The following is a 17,727-nucleotide window of genomic DNA, read 5'->3' on the forward strand; positions in this document are numbered from 1 at the left end:
ATGCTTGCTGCTGTTGTTTATGAGTTGCCAGCTGTTCTAATCAGATAAATTGGTTTCTTCATGCAATAAACGAGGCGCAATGAGAAATGAGGAACGTGAAAGCTATTAACCATCAGTAGAATATCTAGACTTATCATAAATATGCCATACAATACTCATAAGTTGGCAATTTTGGCATATATCATGATCAGACAGATTACCATAACTAACTTTCGCTCTATACGTAAAGAGACAATATCAACGGAAGAAATTACCACTCTGGTGGGTAAAAATGACGCAGGAAAATCAAATCTTCTTAGAGCATTGAATTTATTTTTTAATGGTAAGACTGATGCCGATGCTGACTATAATTTTCAATCTGATTTTAATATTAATGCTATTGTGCAGCAAAGGAAAGCGAAGGAAATTAAAGTCGAGTTAGTTCTTAAACTTCCGCGAAGTTATCGCAAGCCAGAGCAACCTGACACCGTATATTGGAGTAAAACATGGCGTGCGGATGGTTTTCACGCTGAAGTGCAACAGCACTGTGAAATTAAAAGTGGCGTCGTAGTAAACAAAAAGAATTTCCCTAAAAGAAGTAAAATACCTAGCCTGTTGAAAAGTATTAACTACATATATATACCAGCAATTAAAGATGCTAATTTTTTTCGAGACCTGCAAGGTAAGTTATACGATGTGCTAGCTATTTCATCTGAACAAGGATTGCACGCTTCAGCGAATAGTTTTGAGCAAGAGATCAATGAGCATATCAGTGAGTTGATGGGGGAGATTGATACTGTCTTCGCTAGTAGCAATAATGAAATAAAACTCCCTCAAAATTTAAGAAATATCTTTGGCGCCCTTGAGTTTAAAGCCGACAATATACCTTTAAGCCGCAGAGGTGATGGGATAAAAATCAGGCATATCCCCATGATGCTTTCATTTATTGCTCTGAAACAGCAAAGCATTGGCGCAAAAATAACTATCCGGCCTCAGATCTGGGGATTTGAAGAACCTGAAAATAATGTTGAATTCTCAACGTGCTTTGAACTTAATAACCAGTTAGTTGAGGCGGCGAAGAAGCATACGCAGATATTTATAACAACACACTCACCTGCTATATACTCACTTTCGTTTAACTCTTCATTGCCATCGGGTCTAAAGAGTATTAGCTATTATGTTGATAAAAAGGGACATGATACTAAGCTACAATCATGTAGTGAGTATGATCTTCACGGTAATACAGGATTTCTAAATCTTGTAACACCGTTAATTGAAGAGCATCGGAAAGTATGGCAAGAGAGAGAAGATGAATATAAGAGCACATTAGGTACTTTGTCATCTCAGTTGGCAGTATCTTCCAAGCCAAGATTATTTCTTGAGGGTGTTAGTGATCGTGTTGTAATTAATAGGGTTCTGCAGTATTTAAACAGGGCAGATGAAGTTTTTATTGATGTTCCAGATAATGCTTATAATAGTGCGAATGCTGCTAGTGATAGAGCTAAGGCATTTTATTTGCTTCAGAAACATGAGAAAGCAAAAATTTTAGGGCTTCTCCTTCTGGATGATGATGCAGCTGGTAAAGATGCAAAAACTCAATTAACAGAATTTTTTAAGGGACAACAATCACCCGTTAGTGCTGCAACCTATCCTCCACATGAAGCTCCTAAGCAACTTAAGGCTAAAGGTTATGTGTGGAGAGTGGAATTGGAACACCTCTATCCAGAGTGTATTTGGAGTTATGCATTAGAACAATCTTGGCTTGAAGAAATTCTTGATGAAGAGCAAAAGTTTACTGATGGTAAGCGCAAAGAGCTATTTAATAGTGGCATAAGCCCAATTACATATAAGGCTGATTTGTCAGGTTACCAGAGATTTATCGTTGATTATGCTTTCACACATCAAGGTAAGCGACATGTAAGTCAATACATTAAGAACATGAGTGATGATGAATTACTTTCAAAAGGTATTGTTGCGGCTTTCGAACCGGTGATTGAAATAATTGTTAAGAAGCTAAAGCTTTCACCTATTTCATTAGAAAGAACAACCGCTGAGAACTCAGAGCCGCCTCTTATCCTCACGAAAGCATAGCGGATGAATCATCTAGCTAGATGACAGAATATTTATTATTTTGTCCGTAACGTAGAGGATTACCGGATATAAGAGGTGACGGAGAGTGTGATTGCCTATCACCGTTCACCTCGGATAACGCTATATAATCTTCCTTACTACAGAAGTCAGCTGGAATAAGAGCATAGATATGAGCATCAAGAGGCTGGCCATGAAGAAAGATACGGTTCCTTGCCCGGCATTCAAAGGCGGCCCCTGCAGCGATGGCAACAGCTTCGCTGGCGTTGTTGCCAACCCCCATCACGATCTCCAGTCGAAATAGTCCCAACTGCTGAAAGCCAAAGTCACGGAGCAGGGCGACCGCTGGTTGATACCTGCGCCACCCAGCAATTGGCCGGTGGTGGCGCAGAAGATGCCCATGTCAAAGGCGCGTCCCGCCGCACAATCCTGCTCGCAGCTGGCAAACCACTCCAGTGCGCTCTCCCGGGTAAATGAAAGGGAGCACCAGCTCATCCATTTGCCGACCGTCTCGATGGATTCGTGGGCCGCGCGGACAAACTCGTCGGCATCGTCCGCTTTGAACGGGCGGATCACGATATTGGCGTTGGCAAGGCGTGGGAGTGTCATCACTTGTCCTGCTTTTTCAGAAAGTAACTGATATGCCCCGGCGGCATATCGGGCAGCTGGCCAAAGACCTCGTAACCCTGCTTCTGATAGAAGGGGAGGGCCTGAAAACTGGTGGTTTCCAAGTGGTAGTTGCTGATGCCCTTGCTTTGGGCGTACTGCTCCATGGCGCTGAGCAGGCGGCCGCCCCAGCCATCACGGCGGATGCTTTCGTCGATCCAGAGCCAGTCGACATGCAGCCAGCCCCACTTGATGTCGGCGATGATGCCGCCGTGTACCTTGCCCTCTTTATCTTTGATAAAGCTGGCGATCCGCTCGCGCCGAAGTTCGTACAGTTGAGGGCCTGCCTGGCTTACGTTGTAGCCCGAGAGACCAATACGAAGCGCTTCGATCTCATCGTCCTGAGGCGGTTGGGGTGGGGTGAGTTGCATAGTGCTTCCTGCTTGATGGTGGTTGTCTCTAACGGGTTGCCGCTTCCAGCGCGGCTATCTCACCGCCGCTGATAAGCGGCAGGTTGCGGCTGATCTGCTCCACCGGCCAGTCCCACCAGGCGATGGCATTGAGACGGGCGATGGTGTCGTCGTCGAAGCGGTAGCGGATCACCTTGGCGGGATTGCCGCCGACCACGGCGTAGGCGGGTACGTCACCGGTAACCACGGAGCGGGCGGCGATAATGGCGCCGTTGCCGACCTTTACTCCCGGCATGATCAGGGCGTCATAGCCAATCCAGACATCGTTGCCGATGACGGTATCGCCCTTGTAGGGGAGGCTGCCCGGGGCGGGTGCGGCATGCTCCCAGCCGTTGCCGAAGATAAAGAAGGGGTAGGTGGAGAAGCCGGAGGTCTGGTGGTTGGCGCCGTTCATGATGAACTTCACCCCGCGGGCGATGGCGCAGAACTTGCCGATGATCAGCTTGTCGCCGATGAAGGGGAAGTGGTAGAGGACGTTGCGCTCGAAGCCCGCCGAATCCTCCGGGTCGTCGTAATAGGTGTAGTCACCCACCTCGATATTGGGCCCCTTGATGGTGTTCTTGATAAAGCACACCTGGGGAAAGCCGTTCATGGGGTGGGGATTGGCGGGATCGGGTCCGTGCATCTGGTCTCCTTGGATGGGCCGGGCTAGAGCGCCGGGAAGTAGCAGGCGCTCATGTCGATGGGGTGATCGGGGCAATTGGGTAGATAGAATTGCCAGCCCGCATCGGAGAAAGCGCGCAGTTCGGTTTCGACAAACTTGATGGCGAGGCTCAGGGCCTGCAGGCTGTCGATGCCGTAGATAAAGGTCTTGTCGCTCAGCCCCGCCAGCTTCACCTTGCAACGCCAGTCACCGCTGGCGGACTTGGGATCCGGCTCGGGGGCCTTGATGGCGATCTTGAGGGTGAGCTGTTCCCCTTCGGTGCTGATGGCGTCGAAGCGGGCGGTAACGATGGCGTTTTTCATCTGGCGATTCCTTTTCCGTGGTACAGCCCCTGCGGTTGCGGGTGGCTGGCGTTCCTGATGGCTGATGAGGTGAAAACTGGACTCAGGACGGCCAGCGTAAATGAACTTGTGAGTTGAAACAACGGGATATGCGCGACCGGGGGAGGGGGCTTTCGCCGCCGTGAGCGAGCGCAGTGGCGGGAGTAGCAACGCGCTGGCCACCTGTGGTGGCCGAGAGGCTGGCAGGCTGCTAGATGTAAAGGATTGTTGGCTGTGGCCGCAGATTTTTCTGCGCTGCCGATGAGGGTGCGTGAGTCCTCTTGAGGCAGAATATCTCCCCCCTGTTTGACGCTGAAGTACAGGAGTCTCCGTGGCGCTTTCGGTAACCCAGCTTTATGAAGTGATGGCCCAGCTGCCAGATCCCGTCTTTATCCTCAGTGAAGATGGCTATTACGTGGAATATATCGGCGGCATGGAGCAGCAATCCTACCACGATGGCAATCCGCTGGCGGGCAAGCAGCTGGCCGATGTGCTGCCACCCGAGATGGCCATGTGGGTCAAGGCGCAGGTGGCCGAGTCACTGGCAAGCGGTCAGGTGCGGGTGGTGGAGTATGAGCTCTCCGCCGCCGAGGTGGGGGGGATTAATGCCGCCGCCGGGCCGCAAGGGATACAGCGTTTCGAGGGCAAGATTGCGCCGCTGCCCTCCCTCTATGACGGCAAGCGGGCGGTGGCCTGGGTGACCCGCAATATCACCCGCCAGTACGAGTTGCAGCAGCGACTGCTGCGCCAGAGTGAAACCGACCAGCTGACCGGCCTCTACAACCGCCGGTTCTTCTTTGAGCACTGCCAGCCGTTGCGGGCAGGGGAGGCCCCCTGTGGTCTTATCATGCTCGACATCGATCACTTCAAGCAGCTCAACGATCGTTACGGCCATCAGCAGGGAGATCGGGCCTTGCAGCGCTTTAGTTGTTGTATCGATGCCCTGTTGCGGGCGGATGACCTCTTTGTGCGCAGCGGTGGCGAGGAGTTTCTGATCCTGCTGCCGCGGATCGATGAAGCCGGTTTGCAGCAGATGGCGGAGCAGATCCGTGCCGCCGTCGAAGCGCTGCCTGCCGATCCGGTCGCCATCACGGTCAGTCTGGGCACAACCCTGGTGCAGCCGGAGGAGGAGATCAATCAGGCGCTGGCTCGGGCCGACGAGTGGCTCTATCGGGCCAAGCGGGCAGGCCGTAACCGGGTGGCGCACTGCCCGGCAGGTTAAGAGTGCCACCCCGGTCGCTGTCGGAAATAGCCTGCGCTTTTACCCTGAATAAATTGGCTGACATCACTGTCAATTAGTAGAAAAGTTGGCCGTATTATTTAACTCATATTCCACAGCTTAAGGTGTTAATATTATCGGCCTGATCGCTGGTCTTATTTATGTTGTTGGGCAACAGCATGAGGTTTTATCGGTATGTTATCAAACAGGTTTGAATCGGGTTTTGGGTGACGAATGTGATACATCCTGTTGTCTTTTGAAACATTCCGATTCAAACAGTCATGAATTATTAACCTTGACCCGGATTGCGATTTCAACGATGGTAGCGTGGCAGCTCCGTTTCTCTCCGGTGGCCCTGTTGGCCGCTGGCGGCGTTGTTTTTTCATGTGCAGGGCGATATGCAACGACATATCTCCAGCCTGTTATTCGGGCTAATAAAAATAATGATGACAGATTAATAAGGTATATATTGCAATGAGTGTTTCTATTGCTGAAAAGAGTAACCCTGTTTCAAAATTGAAATGGGAGAAAAGCGATTCGGTATGGACCATGGGCCTATATGCCACTGCTGTCGGTGCCGGTACGTTATTTCTCCCTATTACTGTTGGCAGTAATTCTCCGGTTATTTTGCTATTTATTTTATTGCTGGCTTTTCCGCTCTCTTATTATTCCCACCGGGCATTGAGCCGCTTTGTGCTCTCCAGCTCCCATCGGGAAGGGGATATCACCCATGTGGTGGAGGAGCACTTCGGTGCCAAGGCGGGCAAGCTGCTGATGCTGGTCTATCTGATGGCCTTCTACCCCATCATTCTGGTCTACAGCATCTCCATCACCAACGCGATCCAGAGCTTTGTGGTTCACCAGCTGGGGGATGCCGAGATCCCGCGCGGTCTGCTGGTATTGGGGGTGATGTTGGGTCTGCATCTGGTGCTGCTGGCGGGCAAGCAGATCGTGGTATCGGCAATCAGCGTGCTGGCACTGCCGATGGTTGCCTTTCTGATTGGCCTCTCCATCTATCTGCTGCCCCAGTGGAGCCTCTCCTATTTCAGCGAGAGCCAGCCAGTGGAGTGGCGTGATCCGGCGTTCTGGAAATCACTCTGGCTGATCGTGCCGGTGATGGTCTTCTCCTTCAGCCATGCGCCCATTATTTCTTCCTTCAGCGCAGCGCAGAAAAAGCGTTGTCAGGAGAGTGCCGACCTGCGCGCCAAGCGGATCATCAAGTGCAGCAGCATGCTGATTTGCGGCAGCGTGCTCTTTTTCGTGGTGAGCTGCGTGATGAGCCTGAGTCAGGCCGAGATGGCGCTGGCCCGCACCGACAATATCTCGGTGCTGTCGGCGCTGGCGAACAAGTTCTCCAACCCGCTGATCGCCTATGTGGGGCCACTCATCGCTATTCTGGCCATGTCCAAATCTTTCCTAGGCACCTCCATGGGGGTGAGCGAGGGGACGGTGAGCATGGTGAGCGGTGCCTGTCAGGGGCTGGGGCTCTCCCTCAAGGAGTCAACCATCGCCCGGGTGTCATCGGTGATCCTGTTTATGGTGACCGCCGTCATCACCTATCTGAACCCCAACGTGCTCGACATCATCGAGCGCGTCAGTGGCCCGCTGATCGCGGTGATCCTGTTTCTGCTGCCAGCCTGCTCCATCTATCGCTTGCCCGCACTCAAGCGTTATCGCGGGCCGAGTACCCTTTTTGTGTTGGTGATGGGGCTGCTTGCCATCTCGGCCCTTATCTACGATCTGCTTTGACCGGGCGGTATCCCGCACAAATCAAAAAGGGCGACCATCTGGTCGCCCTTTTTCTTTGCCTCGGATTTAGCCGAGCAGGCCGCTGGCGCTCTGGCCCGCCATCAGTAAGCCGATGGCCAGCACGCTGAACCAGACCAGGGTTGCGCTTACCAGCAGATAGCCGCTGGCAACGAACAGACCGTCCCGCTGCAACATGCCGGTGGCCAGCAGCAGGATGGCCCAGGCAGGCATGGCGTTGGTGAAGGGGATGGCGCCCAGGGGCAGCATCAGCAGCAGGGCGGCCAGCATGATCAGCAGGCCGTTGCAGCGGTTGACCGTGTTGCTGCCGGTCAGCACCAGCAGGCGCGGGCGGATAACGCGATCGACCCGTGCCAGCAGATCCGCCCCCTTGTGCAGGGTCGGCTTGAGCTGGTCGGCGGCGAAGCGGCGCTCCATCAGCATGGCGGGCAGCCAGGGCACCCGATTGAGGGTGATGCCGATGCCGATAAAGAGGATCAGCAGGCCAAACGGGGTGCTGACCCCGGGAATGGAGACCGGCAGCAGGAAGGGGACGGTGAGCAGCACGCAAAACAGCAGCATTCCCTGTTCGCCCACCAGCTCCAGCATCTGGCGCAGGCTGATGTGGCTCTCGTCGATGGCATGCGCGGTGGCCCGCAGGGTATCCGCGAGGGTGGTTTGGGGGTCGTGAAGTTGCGCGGCAACCATTCCCTGATGTCCTTTTGAGTTGTGATAACGGGCCCCGATGACCCGATTTGGCGCCAGCATACGTGGCAGAGGTTAACCGTCGATGAATGGTGGCGGGGCGCATAGCGACGCCAGTGGGGCGGCTCGGCAGAGGTTCCGGCGAGAGGGAAATCCCGCGATGAAAGTGATCCGGTACAGCCGCCGTTTAGGATGGGCCTAGGACGCCTCTGGTATGCTTTCTGCACAATCACACAGGGAGCAGGGGATGATGATGAAGAGAGCCAGGATAGTGATGATGGGGCTGTTGCTGCCACTGGGGCAGGCCTGGAGTAGCGAGGCCGCGACCACATCCGGTTGGCAGGTGACGCCGTTTTTTGGCTACAGCTCAGCCATCGACTTCGAGAAGAGCGATGAGGTGCAGCCGGTGCCGCTTTCTGCATCGTTTGATTCACTGCAGGGGCAGAGCTCCGGCAGCTGGGGCCTCTTTATCAGCAAGGAGGTGGATGATCCCGGCATGATCGAGCTGCTCTACAGTCACCAGTCCACCACCCTCTCTCCCGACCAGCCGGATCGCCTGACGGTGGATACCCTGCACTTTGCCGGTGCGCTGACCCTCTCTGACAATCTGATGGCGCCCTATATCGGCGCCGGGATCGGGGTGACCCGCTTTGCCGCCTACGACAGCGAGGTGACCCCTTCCATGTCGCTGGCGCTCGGGGTGCAACCGCGCCTCGCCGAGCATCTGGCGCTGCGGGCCGAGGTGCGCGGTTATGGTTCGCTGGTCAACGACAACAATCAGTTTCTCTGCAACCCGGAGCAGTGCGTGTTCAAGGTGCGCGGGGAGCTGGTAACCCAATGGCAGGCCAATATCGGTCTTACCTTCCGCTTTTAGGCGAGGGGATTTTTCCCATGAAACAGGGGCCATTGGGCCCCTGTCTCAGCAGCAATCTTCCGCCGTGATCGGCAATCAATCGGTAGCTCTTCACGCCTCTTTATTAGTCGGCGTCGCCCATACAGCGCAGTTTCTGCCCGCCTCCTTGGCGCCATAAAGCGCCTGATCCACCCGTTTGAACAGCGAGACTGCCGGTTCCCTGGGCTCTCGGACTCCCACTCCCAGACTGACCGTCATGGTATGGGCCGGATCTGGGGCTATGGTGCGGGTCGCAGTGAGCAGGGTGTTGGCCAGTTGCTGCAGCTCGGCTGCGTGGGCGACGGGCAGCAGCAGGGCAAACTCTTCACCCCCGACACGGGCCGCCAGCGCACCGGGCGGGCAGTGCTGTTGCAACAGCTCGCCAAACTGCTGCAACACCCGATCCCCGATATCGTGGCCGTAGTTGTCATTGATCACCTTGAAGTGATCGAGATCCAGCAGGATGAGAGCGTGGCAAATCCCCTGCTCCAGAAACAGCTGCTGATGAAAGTAGCGCCGGTTTGGCAGCCGGGTCAGATCGTCGAACAGCGCCTGTTGTCTGAGCTGGGTATTGATGTGGAAGAGGTGGTGCATGGTGCTCAGGATACCGATGCTGCTTAGCAGGATGCCGCTGGATCTCAGCAGATCCTCGGCATAGATGGCGAGCCAGAGTGGCTGCGCCACCAGCTCATCCATGATGTCGGCGGTGGCCCCCATGATCCACAACATCAGACCGCAGGAGAGCATGCGGTAGGTGTGGGTGGGCAGGTGGGCGCACTGCACCACCCAGAACAGGAACAGCATGGTGAGCCAGTTGATCACCTCGAAGCCAAAGCTGACGGCGTAAAAGCGCTCGTAGGGGAAGTGGGGCAGCAGCAACAGATGAAGGGCCATGATGGCCAGCATCACTATCCCCAGCAGCGCGATGTGGGCGCGATGCTCCCGGTCGAGATGACGGTAGTGGGAGAGGCTGATGTCGAGACGATCGAACTGCATGGTGTTCCTCGGATTGGGCCTGCCATCAGGTTGCAAACAAGGGGCTGTGTAATGGCATGCCGTGGTCGGATAACAGGAAACGGCTGGTCTGTCAGTGTAAACGAGCGGGCCTGCAGCGCGCGATATCGATGACGTCAGCTTGTGGGCTGGCTCAGGGTTTGCGCACTTCTGGTGCGTGAAGTATCGCCTGCCCTGTGACAGGGCGACCCTGGGCAGGTTAGCGCAGCTCATGCGCCAAATTGGTGCGTTGATGATGCGCAACCTTGCTAATATATTGATTTAAAAGAATTTAAATTTGTGGCCCGCTTTATGCTTTTTAGATGTCAGACGGTCTCTTGCGGTCATCGACGGCAGATGCAGTGATGAGGAAGTGGCAAGAGACATCCCCGTGCCGGGCGCGGGTGTGATTCTGGCGGGTTGCAGCAACACCTTGCGGTTCGCCACAGATTCAATCAGGAAAACGGAGCCGGTCTTGTACCGGTACGACAGGGAAGGAGAGTGCTCTATGGTCAAAAAATGGATGATGGCGGGTCTGACGATGTTGCCTGCCTTGCTGGTTACCCCAAGTTGGGCCGAAGAGGTCGCTCAGGTACAGGCGGCGGTGGCGCCGGTTGCCGCCATGACAATCAACAAGGGTGACAACACCTGGATGCTGCTCTCGGCGGCGCTGGTGATCCTGATGTCGATCCCCGGTCTCGCCCTCTTCTACGGTGGTCTGGTGCGGGCCAAAAACATGCTGAGCGTGCTGATGCAGGTCTTTACCCTGTTCTGCCTCATCTGCGTGCTCTGGGTGATCTACGGCTATTCGCTGGCCTTTACCGAGGGGGGCAATTTCTACGGCTCCTTCAGCAAGGTGCTGCTCAAGGGGGTGACCCCTGACTCCATCGCCGCCACCTTCAGCAAGGGGGTCGGGATCAGCGAGCTGATCTATGTGGTGTTCCAGGGGGCCTTTGCCGCCATCACCTGCGGCCTTATCGTGGGGGCGTTCGCCGAGCGTATCAAGTTTGCCGCCGTGCTGCTCTTCTCGGTGATCTGGTTCACCTTCGCCTATATCCCGCTGGCTCATATGGTGTGGTACTGGGCTGGTCCGGATGCCTATACCAGCGCCGAAGCCGCAGCAACCGCGACTGCAACGGCCGGTTATCTGTTCCAGCATGGTGCGCTGGACTTTGCAGGCGGCACAGTGGTGCACATCAACGCTGCCGTGGCGGGTCTGGTGGGTGCCTATCTGGTGGGCAAGCGTCTGGGCTATGGTCGTGATCCCATGACCCCCCACAGCCTGACCATGACCATGATCGGCGCCTCCCTGCTCTGGTTCGGCTGGTTCGGTTTCAACGCGGGCTCCGCGCTGGAAGCCAATGGTATTGCCGCACTCGCCTTTATCAACACCTGGGTGGCACCGGCTGCAGCAGCTCTCTCATGGACGCTGGCCGAGTGGGTGATGAAGGGACGTCCCTCCCTGCTGGGGGCCGCCTCTGGTGCAGTGTCCGGTCTGGTGGTGATCACTCCGGCAGCCGGTTTCGTCGGTGTGGGCGGTGGTCTGGTGATGGGCCTTATCAGTGGCGTGGCCGGTCTGTGGGGCGTCCACGGTCTCAAGCGCCTGCTGGGTGCCGATGACAGTCTGGACGTGTTTGGCGTACACGGGGTGTGCGGCATTCTCGGTGCTCTGCTGACCGGCGTTTTTGCCAGCCCGGATCTGGGCGGCACCGGGGTGTGGGACTATGTCACCAATCAGGTGGCCGAGGGTTACTCCATTCTGACTCAGGTGAAGATCCAGGCTATCGGGGTCGGTGTCACTCTGCTCTGGTCCGGTGCCGTGGCGGCGATTGCCTTCAAGGCGGTCGACATGCTGGTGGGTCTGCGGGTGAATGGCGATGCCGAGCGGGAAGGGCTGGATGTCACCTCCCACGGCGAGAAGGCTTACAGCATGTAATCCCGAATGCCAGACAACAAAAAACCGCCGGAACCGGCGGTTTTTTTATGACTCTATAGCTGCAAAGCCTGAGTTCACACTCTTAGTTCACGACGGCCACGTTGATGCTGCCATTGCCCTGGGTCATGCGCACGCGAGCACCCGGGGTGAAGGTGGGGCTGGCTTTCTGCACGACCACGATGGCTTCGCCGTTCTCTTTCTTGATCTCCAGCTCGACGCCGTCGACCTGATTCATCTTGTTGCCGATGGCGTTACCTGCTGCTGCACCGGCGATGGCGCCGCCTGCGGCTGCGATGTCACGTCCGGTGCCGCCACCCACAGTGCTGCCCAGCAGGCCGCCGACTACGGCGCCGCCAATGGTGCCAATCAGGGAGTTCTCATCGGCCTGGATCTTCACCGGGCGGGTGGAGATGATGGTGCCGTAGCTGACGGTCTGCACCTGTTTGGCGCGGTCTTTGGTGTAAACATCGCCAGAGTAAACGTCACTGTTGGCGCATCCGGTGATGGTGGTCGCTGCCAGCAGGGCAATAAGGGTCATACGCTTCAACATGGTGGGCCTCCTGGGCTGCACGTAATTTGAACAATCCGGTTGATGAGTGAACTTTACTCCAACCCCGTCACACATGAAATCGGCAAAATGTAACCAATTATGCGTTCTGTAACCGGTTTTGTCCTTGAATCGCAGCTGTACCGGAGAGGGTTTTAACCAGCAGCAGACGGTCTTCTCCGGGGCCGAAATAGTCGGCTATTTCCGCCTGCAATGTGTAACCGAGCCGGTAGTAGAGGCGCTGGGCCGGATTGGCCGGATCGACCGTGAGCCGCAGTTCGCTGATCTGCAGCGCCTGCTGGTTGGCCTCCATCTGGCGCATCATTCGCTCGGCCAGACCAAAACCGCGCGCCTCGGGCAGCACCGCCAGCGAGAGCACCCAGCCTTGCGACCGCTCCTGACCGAATCCCCCCAGCACATAACCCACCAGCTGCCCCTCGTATTCGGCCACCAGCAACAACTCGGGCCACAAATCCATCGCCTGACGGAAGAAGAAGGCGGGATAGACATCTTCGCCAAACACCTTGGCATCGATCTGCCAGATGGCGTGCATGTCATTGTGGGTGGCGGGGCGTAGCAGGGGCGGGTTGTGGTGCATCAGGACTCCATCGGCAGCAAACGGATCGGCAACGCCGCTGACCTTGGGGTCAACGGCAGAAAAGGAGTCATAGGGTAGTGGTCATCCCCTGCCGGATGCAAGGGATTGGCGGTTATGGCGGCAGGGGGCGGCTCTGGGGCAGTTTGGGCGCTTTGCGCAAGCCGTCGAGCAGGTGGCGGAGGGTGAGCCAGGGGTGGCGCAGCAACATGCGCGGGCCGCTCCACTTCATCACCTGCTGGATTTGTTTGCGCATCGCCGGTGCGTAACAGTGGATATTGCAGTTGGCGCAGGTGGGTTTGTGGCCGTGGCCATAACGGCAGCGACGAAGGCGCTGATGGGCGAAATCCCGCAACTGGCGACAGTGGCGGCAATGGGGATCCTGATGATGGTGCTGGCAGTAGAGGCGGATCATGGCGCTGACCGTCTGCTGCTCGCGCATGAGTCTGGGATGGTCACTCGCCTTTTTGCTGGCTGCGGCGTGTGAGCCCCGGGCTGGGCTGGCATGATGACTTTTCATGGCCGCCATTCTCCTGACCTGCTCGCATGGGATGTTGATACAGGTCAAAAGGGGGGATAAAAAACAGGGCCCGCAGGCCCTGTGTCATCAGATGAGGCTGGTTGCCTGCTCCAGCCAGGCGAGATCCTCGCCCTCGAGCAGCGGGCTCAGGCGGCGGAACACCTCGACATGGTATTCGTTGATCCAGCGGAATTCGGCCGGGCTCAGCAGACTGCGGTCGATCAGGCGGGTATCGAATGGCACGTAGGTCAGACGCTCGAAGCCCAGCATGGGCAGCTCGCCAACCTGTTCCAGCTCGGTCACGACTACCAGGTTCTCGCAGCGGATACCGAAGCCATCTTCGCGGTAGTAGCCCGGCTCGTTGGAGAGCACCATGCCCGGTTGCAGGGCAACCATGCTCCCTTTCGGCGCGATGCGCTGGGGCCCTTCGTGGACGCTCAGGAAGTGGCCGACGCCGTGGCCAGTGCCGTGGTCATAGTTGTAACCGGCCTGCCACAGCGGCATGCGGGCCAGCACGTCGAGCTGGATACCGGCGGTGCCGCGGGGGAAGCGGGCCTGATCCAGCGCGATATGGCCCTGCAGTACCCGGGTAAACATCGCTTTCTGCTCGTCGCTCACCTCACCCACCTTGATGGTGCGGGTGATGTCGGTGGTGCCATCCATATACTGGGCGCCGGAGTCCAGCAGATAGAGGCTGTCCTGGCCAAACGCGCGCGGGGTGCCGTTGGTATGGTGGTAGTGGCACATGGCGGCGTTGGGGCCGAGCGCGGAGATGGTATCGAAGCTCGGCTCGACGTAGTGCTCCTGCTCGCGGCGGAACGCTTCCACCTGATCGGCCAGGGTGCCTTCATCCACCCCCTCGAACTCGCCGGAGGCGACCAGCCGATCCAGCCAGGCGAGGAAGCGGGTCATGGCCACGCCATCACGCAGGTGAGCGGCACGCATACCCGTCAGCTCGATCTCGTTCTTGCACGCTTTCGGCAGCATGGTGGGGTCCTGTCCTGCCACCAGAATGGCGCCCGCCTCTTCCATGACGAGCTGGGTCCAGGCGTTGGCGCTGTCCGGATCGGCCAGCACCTTCTGCTGATCTTCACCGATGCGCTGCAACACGTCGCCCAGCTTGTCGATGGGGTAGACGGAGACATCTTGGCCAACGTGTTGGGTGAAGGCGAAGCAGTCAATCTTGTCGGTATCGACGAAGAAATCCATGCTGGTGTTGGCGTAGAGCACCGCAAAGCCCAGCACCACCGGCAGCCGGTCGATGTCGCGGCCACGCAGGTTGAGCAGCCAGTTGATGGGCTCGGCCTGGGTCAGCAGCACGGCATCCAGCCCGCGCTTGCGCAGGTCGGCCGCCAGCTGTTCACGTTTGGACTGGCTGGACTGGCCCGCCAGCTCCTCGCTGTAGAGGATGACCGGGCTCTTGGTCGGCTCCGGGCGATCGCTCCAGTTCAGGTCGATGGGGTTCTGCTCGACGCGGATCAGCTCGATACCGCGGTCGGCCAGCACGGCCTTGGCATTCTTGTACCAGGTCAGGCTGTGCAGGCGGGCATCGAAGCCAACACGGGAGCCTGACGGCAGCTGCTCGGCCAGCCACTGCACATGGGGATTTTCAATGAGGTGGAGGAATTCGAACAGTTCGGCGGGAGTTTGCATCCGCGCCTGCACCGTATAGCGACCATCGACAAAGAGGGCTGCCCGCTGGGCCATGATGATGGCGACGCCGGCAGAGCCGTTGAAACCGGTGATCCAGTCAAGCCGCTCGGCATAGGCGGGGATGTACTCGCCGAGGTGCTCATCATCGTGGGGGACGATAAAGGCGTCCAACTCCTGCATGGCCAGCTCGGCCCTGACTTGGGCGACGCGGGTTTCAATTATCTCGAAATTATTCATGTCGTTAGTGCCAGATGGTTGCTATATGAGTGTTCAGTTTTTATGGCCGCTGGCCAGAATCCGCTTGATCGACTGACCTGCCGCTTCGATATGCTGCCTGAGCAGCACCACCGCCTCGTGCTTGCGCCGGGCGCGGCACAGTTCCAGCAATTGGGCGTGTTCACGCTCCGCCTTGTCCACGCCGTCGCTGGCAAACAGCAGCTCGAAGCGGACATAGCGGTCACAGCTCAGATTGATCTGGGCGATCAGTTCAAGTGCCTGGGGGCGACCGGCTGCCTGATAGAGGGTGGCGTGAAAGCTGTGGTTCAACTCGGCCCAATGTTCGATCTGGGTGCCTGACTCCAGGGCGTGATCAAACTGGGCGAGGATCGCCTCCGCTTGTGCGAAGGTGGCTTCCGTCATCTTGTCGACGGCGTGAAACAGGGTATCGGCTTCCAGCAGCGCTCGCAAATAAAAGAGCTCTTCAATGGCCGAGGCGTCCAGCATGGTGACCACGGCACCGCGATGGGCTTCGAACTTGACCAGCCCCTGCGCTTCCAGTTGCATCAGGGCTTCGCGCACCGGGATGCGGCTCACGGCCAGCTCTTTGGCAATGGCATCCTGACGCAAGGGGGCGCCGGCGGGGAACTCCCCACGGAGGATCCGGCCACGGAGGTTTTCCATCACCATCTGGGTTCGGGTCTTGTAGGGTGGGGTCATGGTCGGGTCACGATTGGGCGTTACAGAATTGTATATTGTATAAAGTTTGGCTGAATCTAACCTGTCACAATAGGCAAAGGCAAGGTTTTGGCCCCCTTAACGGGGACGATGGCGGCGTTCGGGGCTCCACAAAAACAAAAATGCCGGTCAGCGTGGCTGACCGGCATGGTGTCACTGATACGAAGCGAGCCTGTTACAGCTGCGGGCCTGCCGCAACCAGACGTTTGCCTTCGTCGTTATCGGTGAAGCGCTCGAAGTTCTTGATGAAGCGCCCTGCCAGATCGACGGCCTTGGCATCCCACTCGGCCTTGTCGGCGTAAGTGTCGCGCGGGTCGAGGATCGCCGGGTTCACATCGTGCAGCGCGGTCGGGATCTCCAGATTGAAGATCGGCAGCACCTTGGTCTCGGCCTTCTCGATGGAGCCATCCAGGATGGCATCGATGATGGCGCGGGTATCCTTGATGGAGATGCGCTTGCCGGTGCCGTTCCAGCCGGTGTTGACCAGATAGGCCTCTGCACCTGCCGCTTCCATCCGTTTTACCAGCTCCTGACCGTACTTGGTCGGGTGCAGGGAGAGGAAGGCTGCGCCGAAGCAGGAGGAGAAGGTCGGAGTCGGCTCAGTGATGCCGCGCTCGGTACCGGCCAGTTTGGCGGTGAAGCCAGAGAGGAAGTGGTACTTGGTCTGCTCCTTGGTCAGCTTGGAGACCGGAGGCAGCACGCCGAAGGCGTCGGCAGTCAGGAAGATCACCTTGGTGGCGTGACCTGCCTTGGAGACCGGCTTGACGATGTTGTCGATGTGATAGATGGGGTAGGAGACGCGGGTGTTCTCGGTCTTGGAGCCATCATCGAAGTCGATGGTGCCATCGGCAGCAACGGTCACGTTCTCCAGCAGCGCATCGCGACGGATAGCGTGGTAGATGTCCGGCTCAGCCTCTTCGGAGAGCTTGATGGTCTTGGCGTAGCAGCCCCCTTCGAAGTTGAACACGCCGTGGTCATCCCAGCCGTGCTCGTCATCGCCGATCAGCTGACGCTTGGGATCGGTGGAGAGGGTGGTCTTGCCGGTGCCGGAGAGGCCGAAGAAGATGGCGACGTCGCCGTCCTGACCCACGTTGGCGGAGCAGTGCATGGAGGCAATGCCGCGCAGGGGCAGGAAGTAGTTCATCATGGAGAACATGCCCTTCTTCATCTCGCCACCGTACCAGGTGCCACCGATGAGCTGCATCTTCTCGGTCATGTTGAAGGCAACAAAGTTCTCGGAGTTGAGACCCTGCTCTTTCCAGTTCGGGTTGGTGCACTTGGCACCGTTCATCACCACGAAGTCAGGCTTGAAGGTTTTCAGCTCTTCATCGCTCGGACGGATGAACATGTTTTTCACGAAGTGTGCCTGCCAGGCCACCTCGGTGATGATGCGCACGGCCAGGCGGGTATCAGGGTTGGCACCGCAGAAACCGTCGACCACAAACAGGCGCTTGCCGGAGAGCTGTTTGGTGACCAGCCCTTTCAGATGTGACCACACTTCCGGGGTAATCGCTTTGTTATCGTTTTTACCCTGGTCAGACCACCACACAGTATCCTGGGTAGTGGCATCTTTGACGATATATTTATCTTTCGGGGAGCGACCGGTGAAGATACCGGTGTTTACGTTGACGGCGCCCAGCTCGGTCACCACACCGCGCTCGAACCCTTCTAGGTCAGGGCGTGTCTCTTCGGCGAAAAGCTGCTCGTAAGAGGGGTTGCGAACGATTTCTTGGCTGTTTTTGATGCCGTACTGGTCCAGTCCTAATTGTTGGGCCAGGGTGGGTTCTGCCACGATTGTCATTGTATTCTCCTGGGTTCAGAGGTTGGTAGGGTTCTATCT

General features: G+C 57.1%; 16 protein-coding genes and 1 pseudogene. 5 read left to right on the forward strand and 12 right to left on the reverse strand.

All coding sequences use genetic code 11. The annotated features are described in order from the left end of the window. Positions 1 to 183: 183 nt before the first annotated feature. Positions 184 to 2,070 (forward strand): ATP-dependent endonuclease, encoded by a 1,887-nt coding sequence (locus I6L46_RS19040; protein ID WP_254203112.1) that lies wholly within the window; start codon positions 184 to 186, stop codon positions 2,068 to 2,070. Positions 2,071 to 2,218: 148 nt separating this feature from the next. Here the strand turns inward: I6L46_RS19040 and I6L46_RS19045 are convergent. From I6L46_RS19045 to I6L46_RS19060, 4 genes and pseudogenes are all read right to left on the reverse strand, one after another. Beyond that, positions 2,219 to 2,676 (reverse strand): annotated as a pseudogene (locus tag I6L46_RS19045) (GNAT family N-acetyltransferase); the annotation flags it as partial. After that, positions 2,676 to 3,104 carry a GNAT family N-acetyltransferase gene (locus I6L46_RS19050; RefSeq protein WP_216976744.1) on the reverse strand — a complete coding sequence of 143 codons (429 nt, stop codon included), beginning with the start codon at positions 3,102 to 3,104 and terminating at the stop codon, positions 2,676 to 2,678. The pseudogene I6L46_RS19045 and the gene I6L46_RS19050, both read right to left, overlap by 1 nt. Before the next feature lie 28 nt (positions 3,105 to 3,132). Beyond that, positions 3,133 to 3,768: a Vat family streptogramin A O-acetyltransferase gene (locus I6L46_RS19055; RefSeq protein ID WP_181223424.1), complete on the reverse strand. Its 636-nt coding sequence runs from the start codon at positions 3,766 to 3,768 to the stop codon at positions 3,133 to 3,135. Between the two features lie 23 nt (positions 3,769 to 3,791). Further along, positions 3,792 to 4,109 carry a hypothetical protein gene (locus I6L46_RS19060; RefSeq protein WP_005355042.1) on the reverse strand — a complete coding sequence of 106 codons (318 nt, stop codon included), beginning with the start codon at positions 4,107 to 4,109 and terminating at the stop codon, positions 3,792 to 3,794. Between the two features lie 349 nt (positions 4,110 to 4,458). On the opposite strand from I6L46_RS19060, the gene I6L46_RS19065 reads away from it, so the two are divergent. Beyond that, the gene (locus tag I6L46_RS19065) at positions 4,459 to 5,349 is read left to right on the forward strand and encodes a sensor domain-containing diguanylate cyclase (protein ID WP_216976746.1); all 891 of its coding nucleotides are present in this window, start codon (positions 4,459 to 4,461) and stop codon (positions 5,347 to 5,349) included. Positions 5,350 to 5,820: 471 nt separating this feature from the next. Continuing rightward, complete coding sequence (locus I6L46_RS19070; RefSeq protein WP_216976748.1) at positions 5,821 to 7,095, forward strand: amino acid permease; 1,275 nt, start codon at positions 5,821 to 5,823, stop codon at positions 7,093 to 7,095. A gap of 66 nt (positions 7,096 to 7,161) precedes the next feature. Here I6L46_RS19070 and I6L46_RS19075 read toward each other — a convergent pair whose 3' ends face one another. After that, positions 7,162 to 7,800 carry an exopolysaccharide biosynthesis protein gene (locus I6L46_RS19075; protein WP_167557488.1) on the reverse strand — a complete coding sequence of 213 codons (639 nt, stop codon included), beginning with the start codon at positions 7,798 to 7,800 and terminating at the stop codon, positions 7,162 to 7,164. A 250-nt stretch (positions 7,801 to 8,050) separates the two neighbouring features. On the opposite strand from I6L46_RS19075, the gene I6L46_RS19080 reads away from it, so the two are divergent. Beyond that, on the forward strand, positions 8,051 to 8,671 hold the full coding sequence (locus I6L46_RS19080) for an outer membrane beta-barrel protein (RefSeq protein ID WP_216978075.1): 621 nt from the start codon (positions 8,051 to 8,053) through the stop codon (positions 8,669 to 8,671). Between the two features lie 90 nt (positions 8,672 to 8,761). Here the strand turns inward: I6L46_RS19080 and I6L46_RS19085 are convergent, their stop codons facing one another. Further along, positions 8,762 to 9,685: a GGDEF domain-containing protein gene (locus I6L46_RS19085; RefSeq protein WP_216976750.1), complete on the reverse strand. Its 924-nt coding sequence runs from the start codon at positions 9,683 to 9,685 to the stop codon at positions 8,762 to 8,764. Positions 9,686 to 10,190: 505 nt separating this feature from the next. On the opposite strand from I6L46_RS19085, the gene amt reads away from it, so the two are divergent. After that, on the forward strand, positions 10,191 to 11,618 hold the full coding sequence (gene amt / locus I6L46_RS19090; RefSeq protein WP_005355035.1) for an ammonium transporter: 1,428 nt from the start codon (positions 10,191 to 10,193) through the stop codon (positions 11,616 to 11,618). A gap of 82 nt (positions 11,619 to 11,700) precedes the next feature. On the opposite strand, the gene I6L46_RS19095 is transcribed toward amt, so the two are convergent. The 6 genes from I6L46_RS19095 to pckA form a co-directional block, all read right to left on the reverse strand. Beyond that, positions 11,701 to 12,168: a glycine zipper 2TM domain-containing protein gene (locus I6L46_RS19095; protein WP_005340126.1), complete on the reverse strand. Its 468-nt coding sequence runs from the start codon at positions 12,166 to 12,168 to the stop codon at positions 11,701 to 11,703. 97 nt (positions 12,169 to 12,265) lie between these two features. Beyond that, positions 12,266 to 12,763 (reverse strand): GNAT family N-acetyltransferase, encoded by a 498-nt coding sequence (locus I6L46_RS19100; protein WP_043822605.1) that lies wholly within the window; start codon positions 12,761 to 12,763, stop codon positions 12,266 to 12,268. 112 nt (positions 12,764 to 12,875) lie between these two features. Further along, positions 12,876 to 13,280 (reverse strand): nitrous oxide-stimulated promoter family protein, encoded by a 405-nt coding sequence (locus I6L46_RS19105; RefSeq protein WP_005356534.1) that lies wholly within the window; start codon positions 13,278 to 13,280, stop codon positions 12,876 to 12,878. An 87-nt stretch (positions 13,281 to 13,367) separates the two neighbouring features. Beyond that, positions 13,368 to 15,170: an aminopeptidase P family protein gene (locus tag I6L46_RS19110; protein WP_005355029.1), complete on the reverse strand. Its 1,803-nt coding sequence runs from the start codon at positions 15,168 to 15,170 to the stop codon at positions 13,368 to 13,370. Between the two features lie 33 nt (positions 15,171 to 15,203). Then, positions 15,204 to 15,869, reverse strand: a complete 666-nt coding sequence (locus I6L46_RS19115) for a GntR family transcriptional regulator (RefSeq protein ID WP_005340138.1) — start codon at positions 15,867 to 15,869, stop codon at positions 15,204 to 15,206. A gap of 193 nt (positions 15,870 to 16,062) precedes the next feature. Further along, entirely contained in the window at positions 16,063 to 17,688 is a 1,626-nt protein-coding gene (gene pckA, locus I6L46_RS19120; RefSeq protein WP_005340139.1) for a phosphoenolpyruvate carboxykinase (ATP), read from the reverse strand. Between the last annotated feature and the right edge of the window lie 39 nt (positions 17,689 to 17,727).

Source organism: Aeromonas sp. FDAARGOS 1416, from assembly GCF_019048085.1.
Taxonomy (GTDB): domain Bacteria; phylum Pseudomonadota; class Gammaproteobacteria; order Enterobacterales; family Aeromonadaceae; genus Aeromonas; species Aeromonas veronii.

Coding starts and splice junctions, on each gene's coding strand:
- I6L46_RS19080 (WP_216978075.1), top strand. CDS start 8,051: ATGAAGAGAGCCAGGATAGTGATGATGGGGCTGTTGCTGCCACTGGGG.
- I6L46_RS19075 (WP_167557488.1), bottom strand. CDS start 7,800: ATGGTTGCCGCGCAACTTCACGACCCCCAAACCACCCTCGCGGATACC.
- amt (WP_005355035.1), top strand. CDS start 10,191: ATGGTCAAAAAATGGATGATGGCGGGTCTGACGATGTTGCCTGCCTTG.
- I6L46_RS19105 (WP_005356534.1), bottom strand. CDS start 13,280: ATGAAAAGTCATCATGCCAGCCCAGCCCGGGGCTCACACGCCGCAGCC.
- I6L46_RS19110 (WP_005355029.1), bottom strand. CDS start 15,170: ATGAATAATTTCGAGATAATTGAAACCCGCGTCGCCCAAGTCAGGGCC.
- I6L46_RS19060 (WP_005355042.1), bottom strand. CDS start 4,109: ATGAAAAACGCCATCGTTACCGCCCGCTTCGACGCCATCAGCACCGAA.
- I6L46_RS19095 (WP_005340126.1), bottom strand. CDS start 12,168: ATGTTGAAGCGTATGACCCTTATTGCCCTGCTGGCAGCGACCACCATC.
- pckA (WP_005340139.1), bottom strand. CDS start 17,688: ATGACAATCGTGGCAGAACCCACCCTGGCCCAACAATTAGGACTGGAC.
- I6L46_RS19040 (WP_254203112.1), top strand. CDS start 184: ATGATCAGACAGATTACCATAACTAACTTTCGCTCTATACGTAAAGAG.
- I6L46_RS19070 (WP_216976748.1), top strand. CDS start 5,821: ATGAGTGTTTCTATTGCTGAAAAGAGTAACCCTGTTTCAAAATTGAAA.
- I6L46_RS19055 (WP_181223424.1), bottom strand. CDS start 3,768: ATGCACGGACCCGATCCCGCCAATCCCCACCCCATGAACGGCTTTCCC.
- I6L46_RS19085 (WP_216976750.1), bottom strand. CDS start 9,685: ATGCAGTTCGATCGTCTCGACATCAGCCTCTCCCACTACCGTCATCTC.
- I6L46_RS19115 (WP_005340138.1), bottom strand. CDS start 15,869: ATGACCCCACCCTACAAGACCCGAACCCAGATGGTGATGGAAAACCTC.
- I6L46_RS19050 (WP_216976744.1), bottom strand. CDS start 3,104: ATGCAACTCACCCCACCCCAACCGCCTCAGGACGATGAGATCGAAGCG.
- I6L46_RS19100 (WP_043822605.1), bottom strand. CDS start 12,763: ATGCACCACAACCCGCCCCTGCTACGCCCCGCCACCCACAATGACATG.